General features: G+C 60.9%; 16 protein-coding genes and 4 pseudogenes. 5 read left to right on the top strand and 15 right to left on the bottom strand.

Translation table 11 applies throughout. From position 1 onward, the window contains the following. The first annotated feature begins 242 nt into the window (after positions 1–242). Positions 243–548, top strand: coding sequence for a hypothetical protein (locus ACFQT0_RS05020; RefSeq protein ID WP_380200896.1), 306 nt, complete (start codon positions 243–245; stop codon positions 546–548). A 157-nt stretch (positions 549–705) separates the two neighbouring features. Here the strand turns inward: ACFQT0_RS05020 and gatA are convergent. The 3 genes and pseudogenes from gatA to ACFQT0_RS05005 form a co-directional block, all read right to left on the bottom strand. After that, positions 706–2,133 (bottom strand): annotated as a pseudogene (gene gatA / locus ACFQT0_RS05015) (Asp-tRNA(Asn)/Glu-tRNA(Gln) amidotransferase subunit GatA). Positions 2,134–2,164: 31 nt separating this feature from the next. Then, a complete protein-coding gene (tatA, locus tag ACFQT0_RS05010; RefSeq protein WP_380200893.1) occupies positions 2,165–2,638 on the bottom strand; it encodes a Sec-independent protein translocase subunit TatA/TatB in 474 nt (157 codons plus the stop codon). 15 nt (positions 2,639–2,653) lie between these two features. Further along, positions 2,654–2,992: a Sec-independent protein translocase subunit TatA/TatB gene (locus tag ACFQT0_RS05005; protein ID WP_380200891.1), complete on the bottom strand. Its 339-nt coding sequence runs from the start codon at positions 2,990–2,992 to the stop codon at positions 2,654–2,656. Positions 2,993–3,263: 271 nt separating this feature from the next. Here ACFQT0_RS05005 and ACFQT0_RS05000 point away from each other — a divergent pair, with 271 nt between their 5' ends. Together ACFQT0_RS05000 and ACFQT0_RS04995 are read left to right on the top strand one after the other, a co-directional pair. Next, on the top strand, positions 3,264–3,752 hold the full coding sequence (locus tag ACFQT0_RS05000; RefSeq protein WP_380200889.1) for a GAF domain-containing protein: 489 nt from the start codon (positions 3,264–3,266) through the stop codon (positions 3,750–3,752). Continuing rightward, positions 3,692–4,207: a LytR/AlgR family response regulator transcription factor gene (locus tag ACFQT0_RS04995; protein WP_380200887.1), complete on the top strand. Its 516-nt coding sequence runs from the start codon at positions 3,692–3,694 to the stop codon at positions 4,205–4,207. The genes ACFQT0_RS05000 and ACFQT0_RS04995 overlap by 61 nt, the downstream gene beginning before the upstream one ends. Before the next feature lie 240 nt (positions 4,208–4,447). On the opposite strand, the gene ACFQT0_RS04990 is transcribed toward ACFQT0_RS04995, so the two are convergent. From ACFQT0_RS04990 to ACFQT0_RS04940, 11 genes and pseudogenes are all read right to left on the bottom strand, one after another. Then, positions 4,448–5,923 (bottom strand): murein hydrolase activator EnvC family protein, encoded by a 1,476-nt coding sequence (locus tag ACFQT0_RS04990; RefSeq protein ID WP_380200885.1) that lies wholly within the window; start codon positions 5,921–5,923, stop codon positions 4,448–4,450. A 134-nt stretch (positions 5,924–6,057) separates the two neighbouring features. Continuing rightward, positions 6,058–6,837 carry a DUF4292 domain-containing protein gene (locus tag ACFQT0_RS04985; protein WP_380200883.1) on the bottom strand — a complete coding sequence of 260 codons (780 nt, stop codon included), beginning with the start codon at positions 6,835–6,837 and terminating at the stop codon, positions 6,058–6,060. After that, positions 6,830–7,243, bottom strand: coding sequence for a tetratricopeptide repeat protein (locus tag ACFQT0_RS04980; protein ID WP_380200881.1), 414 nt, complete (start codon positions 7,241–7,243; stop codon positions 6,830–6,832). The genes ACFQT0_RS04985 and ACFQT0_RS04980 overlap by 8 nt, the downstream gene beginning before the upstream one ends. Next, complete coding sequence (locus ACFQT0_RS04975) at positions 7,182–8,273, bottom strand: tetratricopeptide repeat protein (RefSeq protein WP_380200880.1); 1,092 nt, start codon at positions 8,271–8,273, stop codon at positions 7,182–7,184. The genes ACFQT0_RS04980 and ACFQT0_RS04975 overlap by 62 nt, the downstream gene beginning before the upstream one ends. A gap of 38 nt (positions 8,274–8,311) precedes the next feature. Beyond that, complete coding sequence (locus ACFQT0_RS04970) at positions 8,312–8,620, bottom strand: hypothetical protein (RefSeq protein ID WP_380200878.1); 309 nt, start codon at positions 8,618–8,620, stop codon at positions 8,312–8,314. A gap of 142 nt (positions 8,621–8,762) precedes the next feature. Continuing rightward, a pseudogene (locus ACFQT0_RS04965) lies at positions 8,763–9,774 on the bottom strand (sugar phosphate nucleotidyltransferase). A gap of 50 nt (positions 9,775–9,824) precedes the next feature. Next, complete coding sequence (locus ACFQT0_RS04960) at positions 9,825–10,253, bottom strand: four helix bundle protein (RefSeq protein ID WP_380200877.1); 429 nt, start codon at positions 10,251–10,253, stop codon at positions 9,825–9,827. Positions 10,254–10,346: 93 nt separating this feature from the next. Then, entirely contained in the window at positions 10,347–10,781 is a 435-nt protein-coding gene (dut, locus tag ACFQT0_RS04955) for a dUTP diphosphatase (RefSeq protein WP_380200875.1), read from the bottom strand. 61 nt (positions 10,782–10,842) lie between these two features. Next, positions 10,843–12,030, bottom strand: coding sequence for a lipopolysaccharide biosynthesis protein (locus ACFQT0_RS04950; protein WP_380200873.1), 1,188 nt, complete (start codon positions 12,028–12,030; stop codon positions 10,843–10,845). Next, positions 11,979–12,353: a lipopolysaccharide biosynthesis protein gene (locus ACFQT0_RS04945; RefSeq protein ID WP_380200871.1), complete on the bottom strand. Its 375-nt coding sequence runs from the start codon at positions 12,351–12,353 to the stop codon at positions 11,979–11,981. Before ACFQT0_RS04945 ends, ACFQT0_RS04950 begins: the two co-directional genes overlap by 52 nt. A 100-nt stretch (positions 12,354–12,453) precedes the next feature. Beyond that, a pseudogene (locus ACFQT0_RS04940) lies at positions 12,454–13,247 on the bottom strand (enoyl-CoA hydratase/isomerase family protein). 235 nt (positions 13,248–13,482) lie between these two features. Between ACFQT0_RS04940 and mscL the strand changes: the two are divergent. Together mscL and ACFQT0_RS04930 are read left to right on the top strand one after the other, a co-directional pair. Beyond that, positions 13,483–13,911 (top strand): large conductance mechanosensitive channel protein MscL, encoded by a 429-nt coding sequence (gene mscL / locus ACFQT0_RS04935; RefSeq protein ID WP_380200869.1) that lies wholly within the window; start codon positions 13,483–13,485, stop codon positions 13,909–13,911. 238 nt (positions 13,912–14,149) lie between these two features. Beyond that, entirely contained in the window at positions 14,150–14,596 is a 447-nt protein-coding gene (locus tag ACFQT0_RS04930; protein ID WP_380200867.1) for a hypothetical protein, read from the top strand. Between the two features lie 188 nt (positions 14,597–14,784). Here ACFQT0_RS04930 and infB read toward each other — a convergent pair. Next, positions 14,785–17,843: pseudogene (infB, locus tag ACFQT0_RS04925) on the bottom strand (translation initiation factor IF-2). Positions 17,844–18,011: the final 168 nt, after the last annotated feature.

Below are 18,011 nucleotides of genomic sequence, written 5' to 3'. Positions count from 1 at the left end.
CACTTCCCTGCCATCGCTTGGTATCGGATTTGGCTCCAGTGCGTCTAGCTATCGGCATGGAATTTTCCTAATTCCACGCCTCCGCATTTACCCCTACCAGTTTGTAGTGTAGGAATGCGATGTACCTTTCGCCCAGCCATGGCCCTTTTATTGAGCCAAATCACTGAACCAACCTACAAAAAGGTCATCGTATGAAAGTCGGAAAGTTTCTATTATTTGCGTTATTCATTGCCTTCTTCACCGTGGCAGCGAGCGGATGTAAAAAGTGCAAAGGCGAACAGCCCCGGGCGCGCATTACCAACAACGGCACCCAAAAGGCCAGCGTGCAGGTCAAGACGTCGGGCGGCAATACCATCAACATCAATAACGTGGACCCCGGCACGTCGTCGGACTACGCCAGCTACGCGCCGGGGCAGGTCACGTTTACCATCACGGTGAACAATGCCAACTACGTCAAAACCACGGACATCAGCACGTGCTACCAGTACGACATCGCCATCGACCGGGCCAATGTCATTACGGTAAACGGTACGGACCGCAACGACTAAGGGCCTATCCCAATAGGACGTCATGCTGAGCTTGTCGAAGCATCTTTACCGCAATACTAAAATCAATTAGTTCCGCGGTAAAGATGCTTCGATAAGCTCAGCATGACGTTTCATTTTTACGGCCTATTCGGATAGGCTCTAAGGGCCCGCCTGTTTGCTACGCGACTACCTCTTCCGTGAGCACGCTGGCAAAGGCCAGCAGTTCGGCTTCGCGGAAAGCGCCGGCCATCACCTGCAAGCCAATGGGCAGGCCGGTGGCGTCCTCCCCTACCGGCACCGAGATGGCGGGCACGCCCGCCAGCGAGGCCTGCACCGTGAAAATGTCGGCCAGGTACATGGAAACCGGGTCCTGCTTTTCGCCGATTTTGAAGGCCGTGGTGGGCGTGGTGGGCAGCACGAGGAAGTCGTACTGGCGCAGCAGGCTCGTCGGTCTTGTCCTTAATCAGGCGGCGTACGCGCTGGGCCTTGGTGTAGTAGGCGTCGTAGTAGTTGGCGCTGAGCACGAAGGTGCCGAGCAGGATACGCCGCTGCACTTCGGCCCCAAAGCCCTGCGAGCGGCTCTTTTTGTAGAGCGACTCCAGGTCGGTAGCATCCGGGGCGCGGTAGCCGTACTTCACCCCGTCGAAGCGGCCCAGGTTGGAGCTGGCTTCGGCCGTGGTGAGGATGTAGTAGGTCGGAATCATGAAGTCCAGGTAAGGAAACTCCACGGCTTCCACCACGTGGCCCTGGCCGCGCAGGATATCGAGCTGGGTTTCCAGCGCCGACTTGATTTCCGGGTTCAGGCCTTCGCTGTCGATAGCATCGGCGATGTAGCCGATGCGGTAGTGCGGGGCTGGCGCAAGCTGCTGGCTGTAGGCCGGCACTTCGCGCTGGCTGGCGGTGCTGTCCATGCCATCGGGCCCGGCCATTACTTCCAGAAGCAGCGCGGCGTCCTGCACCGAGCGGGTGATGGGCCCAATCTGGTCGAACGACGACGCAAACGCCACCAGGCCGTAGCGCGAAATGCGCGAGTACGTCGGCTTCAGCCCAATCACGCCGCAAAAAGCCGCTGGCTGGCGCACCGAGCCGCCCGTATCGGAGCCGATGGACGCTAGGCACATGTCGGCCTGCACGGCCACGGCCGAGCCACCCGACGAGCCGCCAGGCACCCGGTCGGGGTCGGCGGCGTTGCGGGCGGGGCCAAAGTGGGACGTTTCGTTGGAGCCGCCCATGGCAAACTCGTCGCAGTTCTGGCGGCCGATGATGATGGCGTCGGCGTCGAGCAGGCGCTGCACAGCCGTACCGGTATAGAGCGACTTAAAGCCGTCGAGCATCAGACTGCTGCTTTGCAGCGAATGCCCGGCGTAGGCCAGCACGTCCTTGATGCCGATGACCATGCCGGCCAGCGGCCCGGCGGTACCGGCCGCGAGCTTAGCGTCTACGGCGTCGGCCTGGGCGCGGGCCTCGTCGGGCCACACTTCCAGAAAGGCGTTGAGGTGCTGCTGGCGCTCGATGTTGCCCAGGTAATACTCAACGAGTGACGGCAGGACGTGGTGCCCGCCGCCAGCTCGTTGCGAACTTCGGATAAGGAATGAAAACGCTTCAAACGGTTTGCAGATTAGGTGGCCCAAAGGGCACTATACGTTAGGAGTCGGGGATGCCGGGATGTAGGGCTGGCGGGGCTGGGTGCCTTCGGGCGCCAGGTTGGGCGGCAGCGTGGGCGCCACGGGCGGGCCGGGCTCATCGTTGGGGTGCACAAAGGAATAGTCGGCATCGGCCGTCGGAGGTACCGAAGCCGTGGCCGGCGCGGCCCAGGGGTCGAAGCCCGAGCCGGCCTCGGCTACGGGTGCGGCGGGCAGCGGCGTGGTGGGCTGCTGGGCGCTGTAGTTGGGCTGCTGCTGGGCGTAGTTCGGCGGGGTGGGCTGACCGGCATTCTCGAACTCGCGGCGAATTTCGGTGCTGGCGTCCTTGAACTCGCGGATGCCTTTGCCCAGGCCGCGGGCCAGCTCCGGAATTTTATTGGCCCCAAAGAAAATGAGGATGACGACCATGATGAGCATGAGCTCGGAGCCGCCGATATCGCCCAAGAAGAGGATGAAAGGGGTTTGCATGATGCTGGAATGCGCTTACTGGCGCGGCTGGTTGGTGGGGTCGTTGGGGTTGTACACCGGCGGCACGGGCTGCTGGTAACCCTGTTGCTGCTGGTAGCCTTGCTGCGGCGCGCCCTGCTGGGGGTACTGCTGGTTGTAGGGCGGCTGCACCGGCGGAGCCATGGGCTGGTCGCGGTACTGGGGCTGCTCGTTCTCGGCCACTTTGCTGGCGTCCTTGAACTCGCGCACACCCTGGCCCATGCCTTTGAACAGCTCGGGAATGCGCTTGGCCCCGAACAGCAATATGATTACAAACACGATGAGCAGGATTTCGGTGGTACCGAAGCTGCCGATGAGGAACAGGGAATGAAGCATGAGCGGGTGGGCGCCGGGGCCCAATTGGGTTTATAAAGGAGGATATACGAGGTCGAAGGTCGTTTGGAGTTTCAAAGATACCCGATGCGAAGGTTTTAGCGGATATAGCCGGGCTTTAGCAGGCAAATTGAGCTGGTTCGGCGGCGGCAGGTTGGCGTTGAGCCGGATACCCTGCCTACACATCCGAAGAAGGATTAGTTTTGTTACGCTGTATACTGCGGGCTTTTCTACCGCCATTGGGCCCCGCCACTTTATTACCGACTTTTTCACTGTGAAACCATCCAAGCGCATTACCCAGGCCGACGCCACCCTGCGGCAAGTAAACGAGCCCGAGCGCCTGGAGGCCCTGCACACCTACCAGATACTCGACACCGACCCGGAACAAGTATTCAATGACCTGACGCAACTGGCGGCGTTTATCTGCGGCACGCCCATGTCGCTGGTTTCGCTGCTCGACGGGGAGCGGCAGTGGTTTAAGGCCAAAGTGGGCCTGGCCGCCCGCGAAACGCCCCGCGAGCACGCCTTCTGCCAGTACGCCATGCGGGCCGACGACGTGTACGAAGTGCCCGACGCCGCCGCCGATTCCCGCTTTGCCGAAAACCCGCTGGTGACCGGCGAGCCCAACATTCGCTTCTACGCCGGCGCCCCGCTGCTCAGCCCCGAAGGCCAGCCCTGGGCACGCTGTGCACCCTCGACACCGTGCCGCGCGAGCTCAGCGAAGACCAGCGCGAAGCCTTGCGCATCCTGGCCCGGCAGGTGATGGCGCACCTGGAGCTGCGCCGCACCCGCCTGCAGCTTGAAGACGAGCGCCAGAAGCTCGAAGGAGTGCTGCGCATGGCCAACAACAGCGGCGATTCGCTGTACGCCACCAACCGCACCGAAATCTTTGTCAAGCAAGACCAGCGCCTGGTGCGCATCGCCACCGCCGACCTGCAGTACGTGGAAGCCCTGGGCGACTACGTGAACCTGTACACGCCGCTGGAGTGCTACACTGTGCACGGCACCATGAAAGACCTGGAAACCAAGCTGCCGATACGGGACTTTGCCCGCGTGCACCGCAAGTACATCGTGCGCCTCGACCGCATCGTGGCCATCGAAACCGATTCGGCGCTGCTCGACAGCGTGCGCGATGCTTCTCTGGCCCACGCGCCGGTGCGGGTGCCCATTGGCAGCTCGTACAAGGCTGGGCTGCTTGGGCGGCTGAACTTGGTTTAATGTCCGTGCTTGCGGAACTATGCCCCGCTACAGATAGGCAAAGCAGTCATTCGCCGGGCGAATTCGTCCTTTCGCCGAGATAAGGGTTTTGCAGCCCCGTAATACTCCACCTTTGATTCGGTTATCGGTTGCAGCAGGCTAGTACCGCTGCTGCCGACAGCTAAGTTTGTTTTCATAGCTCAGAAAGACCCGCGCCTTTGGCCCGGGTTTTTTGCCCAGCCGCTTCGGGTTCTTTCTACCCTAGCGGTGACCCAGCCATGTTTGCGGGTTCAGGTTGGCCGAGTTGTGCCACACCTGAAACTGCACTTCCGACGTGCCTTCGGTGTCGGTGGCCACGGTGCCGATGACTTCGCGCGCGCTCACCCGCTGGCCTTCGCGCACCGTTACCGAGCGCAGCTTGGCGTACACTGTGAAGAAGTCGCCGTGCTGAATCATGACGATGGTGTTCATGCCCGCGATGTTGGCAATGGTGAGCACCTTGCCGTCGAAGCAGGAGCGCACCGACTCGCCGGCGCCGGTTTGAATGTCAATGCCTCGGTTTTCGACGGTTACGTTCTTGAGCACCGGGTGCGGATGCCGGCCAAAGCGCTGGCTGATAAAGCCGCGGCTTACGGGCCAGGGCAGGCGGCCCCGGTTGCCGGCGAAAGACGACGAGAGCAGCGCCGTTTCGGGCGTGAGGGCAATGCGCACGGCCCGGCGGTCGGCAGCAGCTTCGGCGGCGGTTTCCGGCGCGTCCGACTCGGGCGCGGCGGTGGCGTTGTCGCTATCGGAATTGCTGGCGGTGGATTCGGGTTCGCGGCGGGTGCGCGTTGGGCTGGCTCCACTGGCGGTACTGCGGGCGGCGGCCCGGCGGGCGGCGGCCGCGGCAGCCAATGCCGCTTCGCGGCGGGCCGCTAAGCGGGCAGCCCGGGCGGCGCGGGCAATTTCTTCGCGCACGCGCTCGGCAATCAGGTTGTCGAGGCGCACCACGGCGCGGCGGCGTTCCTCCAGCTCCTGGCGCAGGCCCTGCTCCTGCTGGCTGAGCTGCTGCACTATCTGGTCTTCTTTGGTTTTCAGCGTCAGCAGGTTTTTATTCTCGTTGAGCTGGGAACTGAGCAGGCTGCTTTTGCGGCGCTGCTGCTGCGTGAGGCCCGTGAGCTGCTGATGAAGCTGCTGCTGCGTGCCTAGGATGCGGGCCGCCTGCCGCTGCCGCTCCTCGGTGTACTGCCGGATGTAGCGCAGGCGCAGCGCAAACTGGTTGAACGAGTCCGAGGCAAACAAAAACATGAGCCGGTTGAAGCCGTTGGCCGTTTTCGAGGCCGTGTACAGCAGCCGGGCGTATTCAGCCTTGAGCTGCCCCAGGGTTTGCTGGGTTTGCAGCACCTGCTTGGCGGTTTGATGCACATTGCTTTCGATGCCCTGCAACTGAGTCGAAATACCCTGAATGACCTGCTTTTTCTCCGTCAGCTTCTCCTTAATGACGTGCAGCTGGCCCAGGCTCACCTTTTTCTTTTCCTGGGTTTGGTTCAGCGCCTGGCTGGTTTCCTGAATCTGGCGCAGGTTGGCCAGCCGCTCGCGCTCGAGCCGGGCTTTGCTTTTGGGGGCGCGGGCGCGGGTGGTCCGGGTAGCGGGCTTGCGGCTGCGGGTACGCGTGCCGGTGCTTTTGGTGCTCTTGGTAGTTTTGGCCGGCTGCTTTTTCTGGCGCTGCTGGGCGGTGGCGGGCGTTACTACCCACATAATCAGCAGGCACAGCAGGCCCAATAGCCACTTGTGCCCGCGGGATAGCCCGGCAGTAGGTTTCCCCGTAATGCTTTCCGTCATACCAACTCGTGTTACCTGCTTGTTCAAGGGGCGCCCCTCAAAACTACTACTTATTGCTGGCGCTTATAGCCCTTGGGCACGGTATAGGGAAACGCCAACCGCTCGCGTCCGGCGTTCACCTTGGTGTAGTTGATGGCCGCCGTAATCACCCCCAAGGCCGCCTGCTGGGCCTGAATGAAGGTGGCGTGGGCAAACGGCAAGCCGGCCTGCTCTTCCAGCTGCCGGAAATCGGTGTAGTCCACGGTAAGGTTGCGCTTGGTGGCTTCGTCGCTCACCTTGAGCTGCTGCACCCGGCCGGTAGCCGCCTGCAGCAGGCGCTCAATCAGCACGTCGGCCAGCGGATAGGTTACGCGCTGGCGGCCGGCCTCTTCGGTGGCCACCGTGGGCGTGGTACCCGTGGGGGCGGGCAGGTAGTCGCCCAGCAGCAGGGCCTGCATCTGCTCGAAGCTCACAGGCACGTTCAGCAGCTTGCTCAGGTAGTCGTATCCGCCGGTGAAGTAGGTGTGCTCGATTCGGTTGAGTACCCGCACCGAGTCGGGCGTGAGTACGGCGCGCACGCCTTCGATGCCCGCCAGCGAGGCCGACACCCAGATGATGCTGTCGCGGCGCATGCGCAGGGCTAGGTTGGCGCCCTGCTTGTTGCCCTTCATCGTGATTTGCGCCTTGCCCTTGGCGCTCAGGAAGGTAAACGAGGTGTTGGTGGCCCGCACCGATGGCTCGGCCACGGCCACCGACGTGCCGGGGCCGTTGGTGGAGGCGGTGGGCACCGCTTTGCGGTGGCAGCTGCCCAATAGCAGCCCCAGGGCCAGCAGCAAAGTCACTTTATTCATACAGTTTGCGGTCTTTCAATTTGCGCTCCAGCAGGTTGGAAGCCACGCCGGCTTTGCGGGCCCGCTGCCATTCGGCCACGGCTTTGTCTTTGTCGCCGAGCTGGTAGAGCACATCGCCGTAGTGTTCAATCACGGAGGCGTCTTTGGTGGTTTGCAGGGCCTTTTCCAGGGTGGTTTTGGCGCCGGCGTAATCTTTTAGTTTGTACAGCACCCAAGCGTAGGTGTCCAGGTAGGTGTCGTTATCCGGGAACTGCTTCACCACCTTGCCCGCCATCTGCTTGGCTTTGTCGAGCTTTTCGCCCCGCAACGATAAAAAGTAGCTGTAATTGTTCAGCACCTGCACGTTATTCGGGTCGCTGACCAGCGCGGCTTCGTATGCTGCGTCCGACTTGGCGTAGTCCTTCATCTCGTGGTAGGCGTCGCCGAGTTGCGCGTCGAACTGGCCCAGCAGGCTCGGGGTTGTTTACCACCAGCTTGCGGCCGTGCTCCAGGGCTTTCACCCCCTTCTGGGGCTGCTTTTTGAGCAAATACGCCACCCCGTTGTAGAACCACAGCGACGATTGGTTAGGAAACAGCTCCAGGGCGCGGTCGGTGTGCACCAGCAGCGAATCGGTCTGGTTGAGTTCGGCGTCAATCAGCACCACCTGCTGCCAGATTTGAAACTTGGAGTTGTCGTAGCGCAGAGCCTTCAGGTAGGTGTCGCGGGCGTCCTTCTTCTTGTCCGTCAGCGTCTGAATGTCGCCGGCCACGGCATACGACTTGGCTTCCTTGGGGTAGGTTTTGATGGTAGCCGCGGCCAGGTCCCGGGCCAGTTGGTTTACCGACTCCTTGGGGCTGGGCAGCTGCTTGATGTAGCCAACCAGGATGCGCACCCGCTCGTCGATGTCCAGCGCCGGGCTGGCGAAGGCCAGCTTGAGCTGCTCGGCGGCTTTGTCGGGCTGGTTTTGCTGGCGGTACACTTCGGCCAGAATCATGTGCGCCTGGGGGCTTTCGGCGTCAAGGCGCAGGGCCTGTTCGGCCACGCGCGCGGCGTCGGGCAGGCGGTTGTTGCTGGCGTACATCTCAGCCTGGGCCAGCACGTAGCGGCTTTCGTTGGGGTTGGCCTTGATGAGCTTTTCGCCCTCGGCCAAAGCCAGGTCGAGCTTATTCTGCTTGAGGTAAATTTGCTGCTTTTTGAACGAGACCTCGTCGACCGGTCCAAACTCCTTCTCGGCCAGGTCCAGCGTGGTCAGGGCCTCGGGCAACTTGTTCTGGGCCAAGTACAGGTCGGCAAGGTTGAACAGGTAGCTGCCCGAGTTGGGCACCTGCTTGATGAGCGCCGCGTAGGTCTTGGCGGCGCCGTCGTAAAGCTTCTGCCGCACCTGAATGTCGGCCAGCAGCAGGTAGTAGTAGGCGTTCTTGGGCTCCAGGCGAATGGCCGCATCCGCGTAGTTCACGGCGTCGCGCAGGTTGCCGCTCAGCAGGTTAGCCTCCGCTATCTTGTAGTTGATGGCCGCATTGTCGGGGTTGAGTGATACGCTTTTAGCAGCTGCTCGAGGGCCTTGGTGTAGTCCTCCAGCAGCACGTACTTCACGCCCTCCACAAACAAGGATTCGCTGTGTTCTTTCTCGCGCTCCGAAAGGGGCGGCGCGGCGGCCCGCTTGGCCCGGGCCTCGGCCAGCTTCTTGTCGAGGGCGCGCTGTTCTTTTCCAGCGCCCGCTGCTCTTTGCGGGTCAGCTTGGCGGGCGGGGTTGCGGCGCCGTTGGTGGGCTGCGCGTAGCCCGAGGCCATCAGCCCCCACCAAAACAACAGACTAAGAACAACTTGACGCATACGCAACAAAACCGGACCTTGGGCCCGGCTTACGAATTTACGGGTAATAATGCCCAACGACGCGACCCTACGCAGAAGGCCGCGTCGTTGTAACGCATTTCCGTATCAAAATGTCACACGCGGAGCTGGTTATAATCACCGAGGCTCAAATCGTCGGGCGTGCCGGTCACGGTGGCGAAGTTGCCAATCATCGAATTGGTGATGACAGCGTTGAGCACCGAGGCCGACTGCTGCACGATGGAATTCGACAGGCGCGAGTCGCGCACGTTGGCGTGGTCGCCCAGCGACACGTGCGGGCCCACCACCGAATCCGTAATGATGGCGTTTTCGCCGATGTACACCGGGTCGATAATGACCGAGTTCGTGATTTTGGCCGACGCCGCTACCAGCGACTCGCCGCGCTCCTTCAGGTACTCGAGGTAGCGCTGGTTGGTAAACACGGTGGCGTCCTTGTTGCCGCAATCCAGCCACTCGGTTACGCGGCCGGGCACGAACACCGTGCCTTTGTTCTTCATGTTTTCGAGGGCGTTGGTGAGTTGGTACTCGCCCTTGTCCTTGATGTCGTTGTCGAGCAGGTACTGCAGGCTCGTTGCGCAGGTACTCGCCGTCCTGGAAATAATAGATGCCGATGATGGCCAGGTCCGAAACGAAGTCCTGGGGCTTTTCCACAAACTCGGTAATCTGGCCCTGCTCGTTGAGCTTCACCACACCAAACGGCCGGGGGTCTTCCACCTGCTGCACCCAAATGGTGCCGGGCACGGAAGAGTCCAGCGTAAAGTCTGCCTTGAACAGCGTATCGGCAAAGGCGACTACCACGGGGCCGCTCAGCGACTCCTTGGCGCACAGAATAGCGTGGGCCGTGCCCAGCGGCTCGTCCTGGTACACAATGGTGCCCTTGGCGCCTACCGATTCGGCAATTTTCACCAGGCTCTTCTCCACCGCCTCGCCGAAACGACCGATGATAAAGGCCACTTCTTCTACCTGGTCGCCGCACACTTTGGCAATGTCCTCCACGAGGCGCTGCACAATGGGCTTGCCCGCAATCGGAATCAGGGGCTTGGGAACGGTGAGGGTGTGGGGACGCATGCGTTTGCCCATGCCGGCCATCGGTACGATAATCTTCATGTTACTGGTTGCTGGTTTCTAGTTTCTGGTTCTAATGAGTGCTCAGAAACCTATGCATTGGTATTATACAAAGGTTCTGGTTCTTGTAGGCTTTGGTAACGCTCGCCCTTTATTGCGGAAGAACTGAGATAGGTCAGCATTCCTTTTATGAGTCGGCTGTTATTATCTACTTTTTCGCATAGCGCTTCGAAAGTAGCAGAGTCGAGATAATTCTGGTCAAAAGCGCGATATAGCTGCGATTTTACTTCGCCTGCCGAGCCTTTGGCAAAACCTAAAAACTGCACAAACTCGCCTCGGCTGCCTCGGTCAAATCCCTCGGCGATATTATCCATTACCGAACCCGCCGCCCGACGAATTTGATTCACCAGCCCAAAATCGCGCGCCATTTCGCCAGCTTTGGAAATGCGATAAACGTCCTGCGCTACCGCGCGGGCCGTCTGCCAGCAAGTCAAATCCTCAAACCGTCGAATAGTGGCCATTATGGTTGCTAGTTTCTGGTTGCTAGTTTCTGGTTGTTGGTTTCTGGTTTAAGGCCGTGAGTTAACAAGAAACCAGCAACCAGAAACAAGAAACTACCCTACGCCCGTGCTTCCATACCCGCCCGCGCCGCGTTGGGTTTCGCTCAGGGCCTCGGCGGGCTGCCAGGCAATGGTTTCGTGCTTCGCAACTATCAGCTGGGCAATGCGTTCGCCGTCGTTCACCACAAAAGGTTCGTTGGACAAATTCACCAGCAGCACCTTGATTTCGCCGCGGTAATCGGCGTCTATCGTGCCGGGGCTGTTCACCAGCCCAATGCCGTGCTTGTAAGCCAGCCCGCTGCGGGGCCGGATTTGGGCTTCGTAGCCCACCGGAATTTCCAGGCTCAGCCCCGTCGGAATCAGGGCTCGCTCCAGCGGCCCGAGCGTCACGGGCACTTCCAAGTTGGCGCGCAGGTCGAGGCCGGCGGCGTGGGGCGTCTGGTATTCGGGCAGCGGGTGGTGCGAGCGGTTGATTACGGGGATTTGCATAAGGGCGAAGCAGCAGGTGAGGCCGACAAAGATAGGAACCGCCCCAAACCAGCCACCACCTTTAGGCCACCACGGCGGGCGTGGCGGTTCGGGGCCGCTCCACGAGGTACAGGGCCAGCAAAAAGACCACTGTGAGGCCCGCGTGCCAGGCGTGGCGCATCCACCAGTCGTCGAACTGCACCCACCAGCCCAAGCCCACCAGCGCCGACGCCGCGACCAGCCACAGGCCCAGCCGGAGCGCCGGGTACGGCACCGGGAAGTGGCGCTCGCCCAGCCGCCAGCACAGCACCGCCATGGTGAAGTAGCACACCAGCGTGGCAATGGCGCAGCCCAGGTAGCCCAATATCGGTATCAGCAGAAAGTTGAGCGCGATGGTGAGCACCGCGCCGCCGGCCCCGATGTAGGTGCCGTAGTACGTGCGGTCGGTGAGCTTGAACCATACCGAGAGGTTATAGTACATGCCCAAAAACAGGTTGGCCAGCAGCAGCACCGGCACCACCACTAGGCCCTGCAGGTACTCGGGCCGCCGCAGAAACAGCTGCCCAAAGTCTTCCACGTTCAGGCTGATGCCCACAAAAATCACGGCGCAGCACAGCGTAAACCACTTCAGTATCATGGCAAACGTGGCCGGCGAGTTCTTCTCCGTGCTCTGCGAAAAGAAGAACGGCTCGGCCGCGTAGCGAAACGCCTGAATCACGAGCGACATGAAGATGCTCAGCTTGTAGCACGCCCCGTAAATGCCCACCGCCGTGAGGCTGCTCTGACCGGGGTAGAAGTTGTTGGGCAGCCACTTGGGCAGCAGGATGCGGTCGAGGGTTTCGTTCACCATGCCGGCCAGCCCCATGAGCATGAGCGGGTAGGCATATTTGAGCAAGGGCCGCAGGGGCGCCAGATTCAGACGGAAGCGGAAGTCCAGCAGCTCGCGCCACAGCAGCAGCAGCGTAAAGCCGCTGGCCACCAGGTTGGACAAGAAAACGTAGCCCACGCCCACCGTGGGGTCGTAGAGCCGCGCCACCAGCGGCTGCAGCGCCGGCAGCCACTTGCCGCTAGCCACGGCCGGGCACAGCACAATAAAGAACAAATTCAGCCCAACATTGAGCACGATGTTGGCCAGCTTGATGGCCGCGAACTTGCGGGCATTGTTCTGCAGCCGCAGGCGGGCAAAGGGTATAGCCGACAGGGCATCGAGCCCCAAAATCAAGGCCACCCAGACGGCATACCGCTCGTGCCCGGCCGGAATGTCCAGCATGCCCAAAGGGGCTCGGCCAACAGCACGAGCAGCGTCGTAAGCACCACACTGCTCACCAGCATCAGGCTGAGCACGCGGCTATAGAGCTCACGCCGGTCGGCCCCGCGCTGGTTGGCAAAGCGGAAAAACGTCGTTTCCATGCCGTAGGTAAACACCACGTTCAGAAACGACACGTAGGCGTACAGCGCCGTGACGATGCCGTATTCCGCCGCCGCGAAATAGGCCGTGTACACGGGCACGAGCAGGTACGTGAGCACGCGGCCCACAATGCTGCTCACCCCGTACACGGCCGTTTGCGACGCTAGTTTTTTCGCTACACTCATCCTTGGCAATGAAGAATGAGGAATGAAGAATGAAGAATTGAGAACGGCCAGGTTAAGCCAATTCTTCATTCTTCATTCTTCATTCCTCATTAGAAAAGGCTTATTTACCGGTGAACACCGCCGCCCGCTTTTCCACAAAGGCCTGCGTGCCCTCCTTGAAGTCGTGGCTTTCGAACGCTTGGCCGAAGGACCGCACTTCCATCTCGTAGCCGTCGTCGTTCTTGGCGTAGTGGGCGTTTACGCACTCCAGTACCATGGCCACGGCCAGGGGCGCTTTGCCCAGAATCTTAGCGAGCAGTTGCTGGCAAAAGGGCAAGAGCTCGGCCTGCGGTACCACATGGTTCACCAGGCCCAGGCGCAGGGCCTCGTCGGCTTTTATCAGGTCGGCCGTGAGCAGCAGCTCAATAGCCTTGCCCTTGCCAATGAGCTGCGGCAGGCGCTGGGTGCCGCCGTAGCCGGGCAGCAAGCCCAGGTTCACCTCGGGCTGGCCGAATCGGGCGTTGTCGGAAGCCACGCGCATGTGGCAGGCCATGGCCAGGCTCGCAGCCCCCGCCCAGGGCAAAGCCGTTTACGGCCGCAATCACGGGCTTGGTGCTTTCCTCAATCCGACAGAAAGCTTCCTGGCCCCGCTCGGAGGCGCGCTGGGCCTGCGCGGGCGTGAGGGCGGCCAGGCTCGGCAATGTCGGCGCCGGCCACGAAGGCTTTCTCGCCACTCCCAGTCACGATGATGCCGCGCACCTCGACGTCGTCCAATGCCTGCTGCATGGCCGCGGCAATGTCATCAATGGTGGCCGCATTCAGCGCGTTGAGCTTGCTGGGGCGGTTGATGGTGAGGGTGAGGATGCCGCTGGTGGCGTCCAGGTCGTAGAGCAGGTTTTCGTAAGAAGCAGACATAGCGCAGAGGATAGCCCGGATGATTTGGTTCGGCCAAAGATAGGGCACAGGCACGGCGGGGATACCCGGACCACCCACACGGCGCCACCATGGGCCGCCTCTACCTTTCAAACCTGAACAGTAGACGTAGTTGCGTTTAACAACTTTCGGGGTAAACAGTCAATTGAATTTATATATAATCACTTAACTTTACCCGCATCCCTTACTTTTTTCTTTCACTTAACTGTTTACTGCAATGGGCTTTGTTTCCGAATTCAAAGAGTTTATCTCGAAAGGCAATGTGCTTGACCTAGCCATTGGCGTCATCATTGGCGCATCATTTGGCAAAATCGTCACCTCGCTCACCGACGACATCCTCATGCCCATCTTGAGCGTTTTTACCGGGGGAGTCGATTTCCAGAACATGTTCGTCACCCTCGATGGCAAGTCGTACGCTACGCTGGAAGAGGCCAAGAAAGCCGGCTCAGCCGCCATTGCCTACGGCAACTTCATCAACGCCATCATCTACTTTCTCATCATCGCCTTTGTCATTTTCTGGGTCGTTAAGCTAGCCAACCGCATGAAGAAAGCCCCCGTGGAAGTAGTGGCCGTGCCCGCCCCTCCCACCACCGAGCAGCAGTTGCTCATGGATATCCGCGATTCGCTGCGCGCCGGCCGCCCCTAACCGGCCCTTTCCGTTCGACGTGAAAAAACCGCTGTCCACCGCGTTGTGGGTAGCGGTTTTGTTGTTTTAAGCTCAAGTGTTTATTTTAATAACGACAGATAAGCGGCCGAATCAAAATAAGTTGCGAACTTAGTACTCTCTTAACTCCAGCCCGTGAGGGTTTGCGGTACTTCGTGAACCTCCTCCTGTCGGCATTCGTTAAGCGGCAACTTCTCCTCCCACGCCAACAGCTGTTGACATGAAAATTTTCCTTGCGGCCACGCTCCTGAGCGGCCTGACCTTAGTTGCCGCTTCTTCTGCCCACGCCCAAACCGGGCCTGCGTTTCCCACTCCCGGCCAAAACACCAGCGAAACCAACGCCCGCCGCAACACCGGTGTCAATGCCGAAGAGTTGGCCCGCAACCAGCGCCGCGCGGCCATGACGCCCGACCAAATCAAGCAGGACCAGCAAATGGAGCTGCTGCAAGCCCGCACCGGCAACACCAGCTTCGGCCGCAACGGCGGCCCCGAGCGCCAGTTCGACTCCAACCGCAGCGGCAACGGCTTTATGGTGCGCAAGTACAGGGCCAAGAAAGGCTTTGCGGACTTGAAGCGTGGCTCAACTCACGCGGTTGGCAGCTCCAATCCCAAAGGCAAGCCGCTCGTGCACAAAAGCAAAATGAAGAAGAAGTTTCTGGCCTTCTAGACCACGGATTAGCGCGGATTTTAGTGGATTTCACGGATTTTGTAGACGGCTCTACCAGGCTCCAATTCTAAGCTGGTATAATTAAAAACGAAAAAGGCCACTCACTTGAGTGGCCTTTTTCGTTTTTATGGAATAATTGTGGAGCTTAATCGTCCACAAAATCCGTGAAATCCGCGCTAATCCGTGGTCTAGAGTGTGCGCTTGATTTCCTTCTCTTCGAAGCCTTCAATGTTGTCGCCTTCCTGCAACTCGTTGAAGTTCTTGATGGAGATACCGCATTCGTAGCCTTGGCGAACTTCGTTCACATCGTCCTTGAAGCGCTTGAGGTCCTGAATCTCGCCGGTGTGCAGCACGATGCCGTTGCGCACCACCCGCACGCGGGTCTTGCGCTGGAACGTGCCTTCCGTTACCATACAGCCGGCAATTGAGCCAACTTTGGTGATATTGAACACCATCCGCACCTCGGCGTTGGCCGTCACCACTTCCTGCACCGTCGGGGCCAGCATGCCTTCCATGGCATCCTTCACCTCGTTGATGGCGTTGTAAATGATGCTGTATAGGCGGATGTCAATCTGCTCCTGCTCGGCCAGCTTGCGGGCACTCTGCGAGGGCCGCACCTGGAAGCCGATGATGATGGCGTCGGAGGCCGAAGCCAGCAGTACGTCGCTTTCCGAGATGGCACCCACCCCTTTCGAGAGGATGTTCACCTTCACTTCCGGCGTGCTCAGCTTCAGCAGCGAGTCGGAGAGTGCTTCTACCGAACCGTCCACGTCGCCTTTCACCAGAATGTTGAGCTCTTTGAACGAACCGATAGCCAAGCGGCGGCCGATTTCGTCCAGCGTGATGTGCTTCTTGGTCCGGATGGTCTGCTCGCGGGCCAGCTGCAGGCGCTGAGTCGCGATTTCGCGGGCTTCGCGCTCCGTCTCCATTACCTGGATGCGGTCGCCGGCCTGCGGGGCACCGGTGAGGCCGAGCACCTGCACCGGCGTAGCAGGCGGCGCTGACTTCATTTTCTTGCCGCGGTGGTCGGTCATGGCTTTCACGCGACCGAAGTGCGGGCCGGCCAAGATTACGTCGCCCACGTTCAGGGTACCAGTTTGCACCAGCACGGTGGTTACGTAGCCACGGCCTTTGTCCAGCGAGGCTTCAATTACGGTACCAATGGCGCCGCGGTCGGGGTTGGCTTTCAGGTCGAGCAATTCGGCCTCCAGCAACACCTTCTCGAGCAGGTCTTCAATACCAATGCCCGATTTGGCCGAAACCTCCTGGCTCTGGTATTTACCACCCCACTCTTCCACCAGAATGTTAATCTGGGAAAGTTCCTCGCGGATTTTCTCGGGATTGGCCGAGGGCTTGTCAATCTTGTTGAGGGCGATGATAATCGGCACCCCAGCCGCTTGCGCGTGGTTGATGGCTTCCTTGGTCTGCGGCATCACCGAGTCGTCGGCGGCTACCACGATGATGGCGATGTCCGTCACCTTGGCACCACGGGCACGCATGGCCGTAAAGGCTTCGTGACCAGGCGTGTCAAGGAAGGTAATGGGCTGGCCCGATTTGGTCCGCACCTCGTAGGCACCAATGTGCTGCGTGATGCCGCCGGCCTCGCCCTTGGCCACACTCGCGTCGCGGATGTAGTCAAGCAGCGACGTTTTGCCGTGGTCGACGTGGCCCATGATGGTCACGATGGGGGCACGGGGCTTCAAATCTTCGTCGGCGTCGCCGGCATCGATGCTGATTTCTTCCTCTTCTTTCGACAGGAACTCAACATCAAAGCCGAACTCGTCGGCGATTACCGTGATGGCTTCGGCGTCGAGGCGCTGGTTGATGGACACGAACATGCCCATACCCAGGCACACCTTGATTACCTCGTTCACGTTCACGTCCATCAACGAGGCCAGGTCATTGGCCGAGATGAATTCGGTAAGCTTGAGGGTCTTGGCGTCGAGCTCGTTCTGCGCGCGCAGGGCCTCGCGGTCCTCGGCCAGCATGCTGCGCTTGTCGCGGCGATACTTGGCGCGGTTGGCCTGGCCGGTGGCTTTGTTGCCGCCGAGCTTAGCCAGCGTGGCCTTAATCTGCTCCTGAATCTGCTTTTCAGCCTGCTCGGGAGTAAGGGCGGGAGCTGGCTTGGCAGCCGGCTGGCCGGGGCGCTGGCCGGGACCACCAGGGCGCTGGCCTGGGCCGCCCTGGCCGGGGCGGTTGCCCTGGTAGCCACCGCCTTGGCCGGGAGCACCGGCAGGGCGGTTGCCCTGGTATCCGGGGCTGGGCGGGCTGGTGGTGCTGCCGGGAGGGCCGGGCAGGCGCGTGCGCTTCTTCTGGCCGGGGCCAGCAGGCAAGCCGCGCTTGCTCACATCCGACGAGGCAATGGGACGGGGGCCACGGCCACCCGGACCACGACGGTCGTTATTGATGGACGACAAGTCGATTTTGCCCAGAACCGTGAGGCCCTTCAGCGTATCCGACTTGGCTACGATGGTGCTGGTGTCTTCCGGAGTCGCAGGAGCTTCAGCAGCAGGTGCGGCGGGGGCCACAGCTACCGGCGCAGCCAGTGCCTGGGCTACGGGTGTCGCCGGAGCCAGCGCTGCTGTCGCGGGGGCTGGTGCCACCGGTGCCGGAGCTTCCGTCTTAGCGACGGGTTGAGCTACCGGAGCAGCCAAGGGCGCAGTAGCCGGCGCTTCTACTTTAGGAGCAGCAACGGGAGCTTCCACTTTCGGGGCGACCGGGGCCGGCGCAGGCGCGGCCGCAGCCGGCGTTTCCGCTGGCTTGGGCTTGGGGGCCATCACGCGGCCTTTGCTGTCCAGCTCCATTTTGCCGAGCACCTTCAGGCCCGGTGCGGCAGGTGCCGCAGGAGCTGGGGTGGGCGCAGGGGCCGGAGTGGCTGCCACGGGTGCAGGGGTGCTACCGGAGCAGGCACCGGGGCGGGAGCCGCGGCCACAGGGGCTACTGGTGCCACCGGCTTGGGGGCCGGTGCAGCAGCATGTACCGGACGCGGGGCCGGAGCAGCAGGCTTCGGAGCCGCTTCCAGGTCGCTCTGGCGCTTGGCCTGAATGACTTTCTGAGCCTCCTGCCGGTCGTGGGCAGAGGCCGCGAATTCCTTCTCAAGCGAGGCAACTTGCTCACCGGTCAGCTTGGTGGTGGGCTTGTTCTCTACTTGTATGCCTTTCTTGGCCAGGGCTTCGACCACCCTGTCCATTCCAATGTTCAGGTCTTTGGCCGCCTGTTGTAGCCGTTTCGGGGTTGCTTCCGCCATTCTATCTTTTCTCGCGTACGATACGCTTCTAAGTGCAAAGGTATTACATTAAATCTTGCCAGCAGGGCGCAAACCGCGCCCACTGGCACGATTTGTTACCCTTGCCGTACCGGCCGCGCGGCCGTCATTGGGCTGGCTCGGCGGGAGAGCTTGCGCCCGCATCCTCAG

Origin of the sequence: Hymenobacter humi, assembly GCF_042665855.1 — a bacterium.
Taxonomy (GTDB): domain Bacteria; phylum Bacteroidota; class Bacteroidia; order Cytophagales; family Hymenobacteraceae; genus Hymenobacter; species Hymenobacter humi.
Note: the sequence above shows the minus strand (reverse complement) of the source record. Positions and strands in the feature narration are given on the sequence as shown.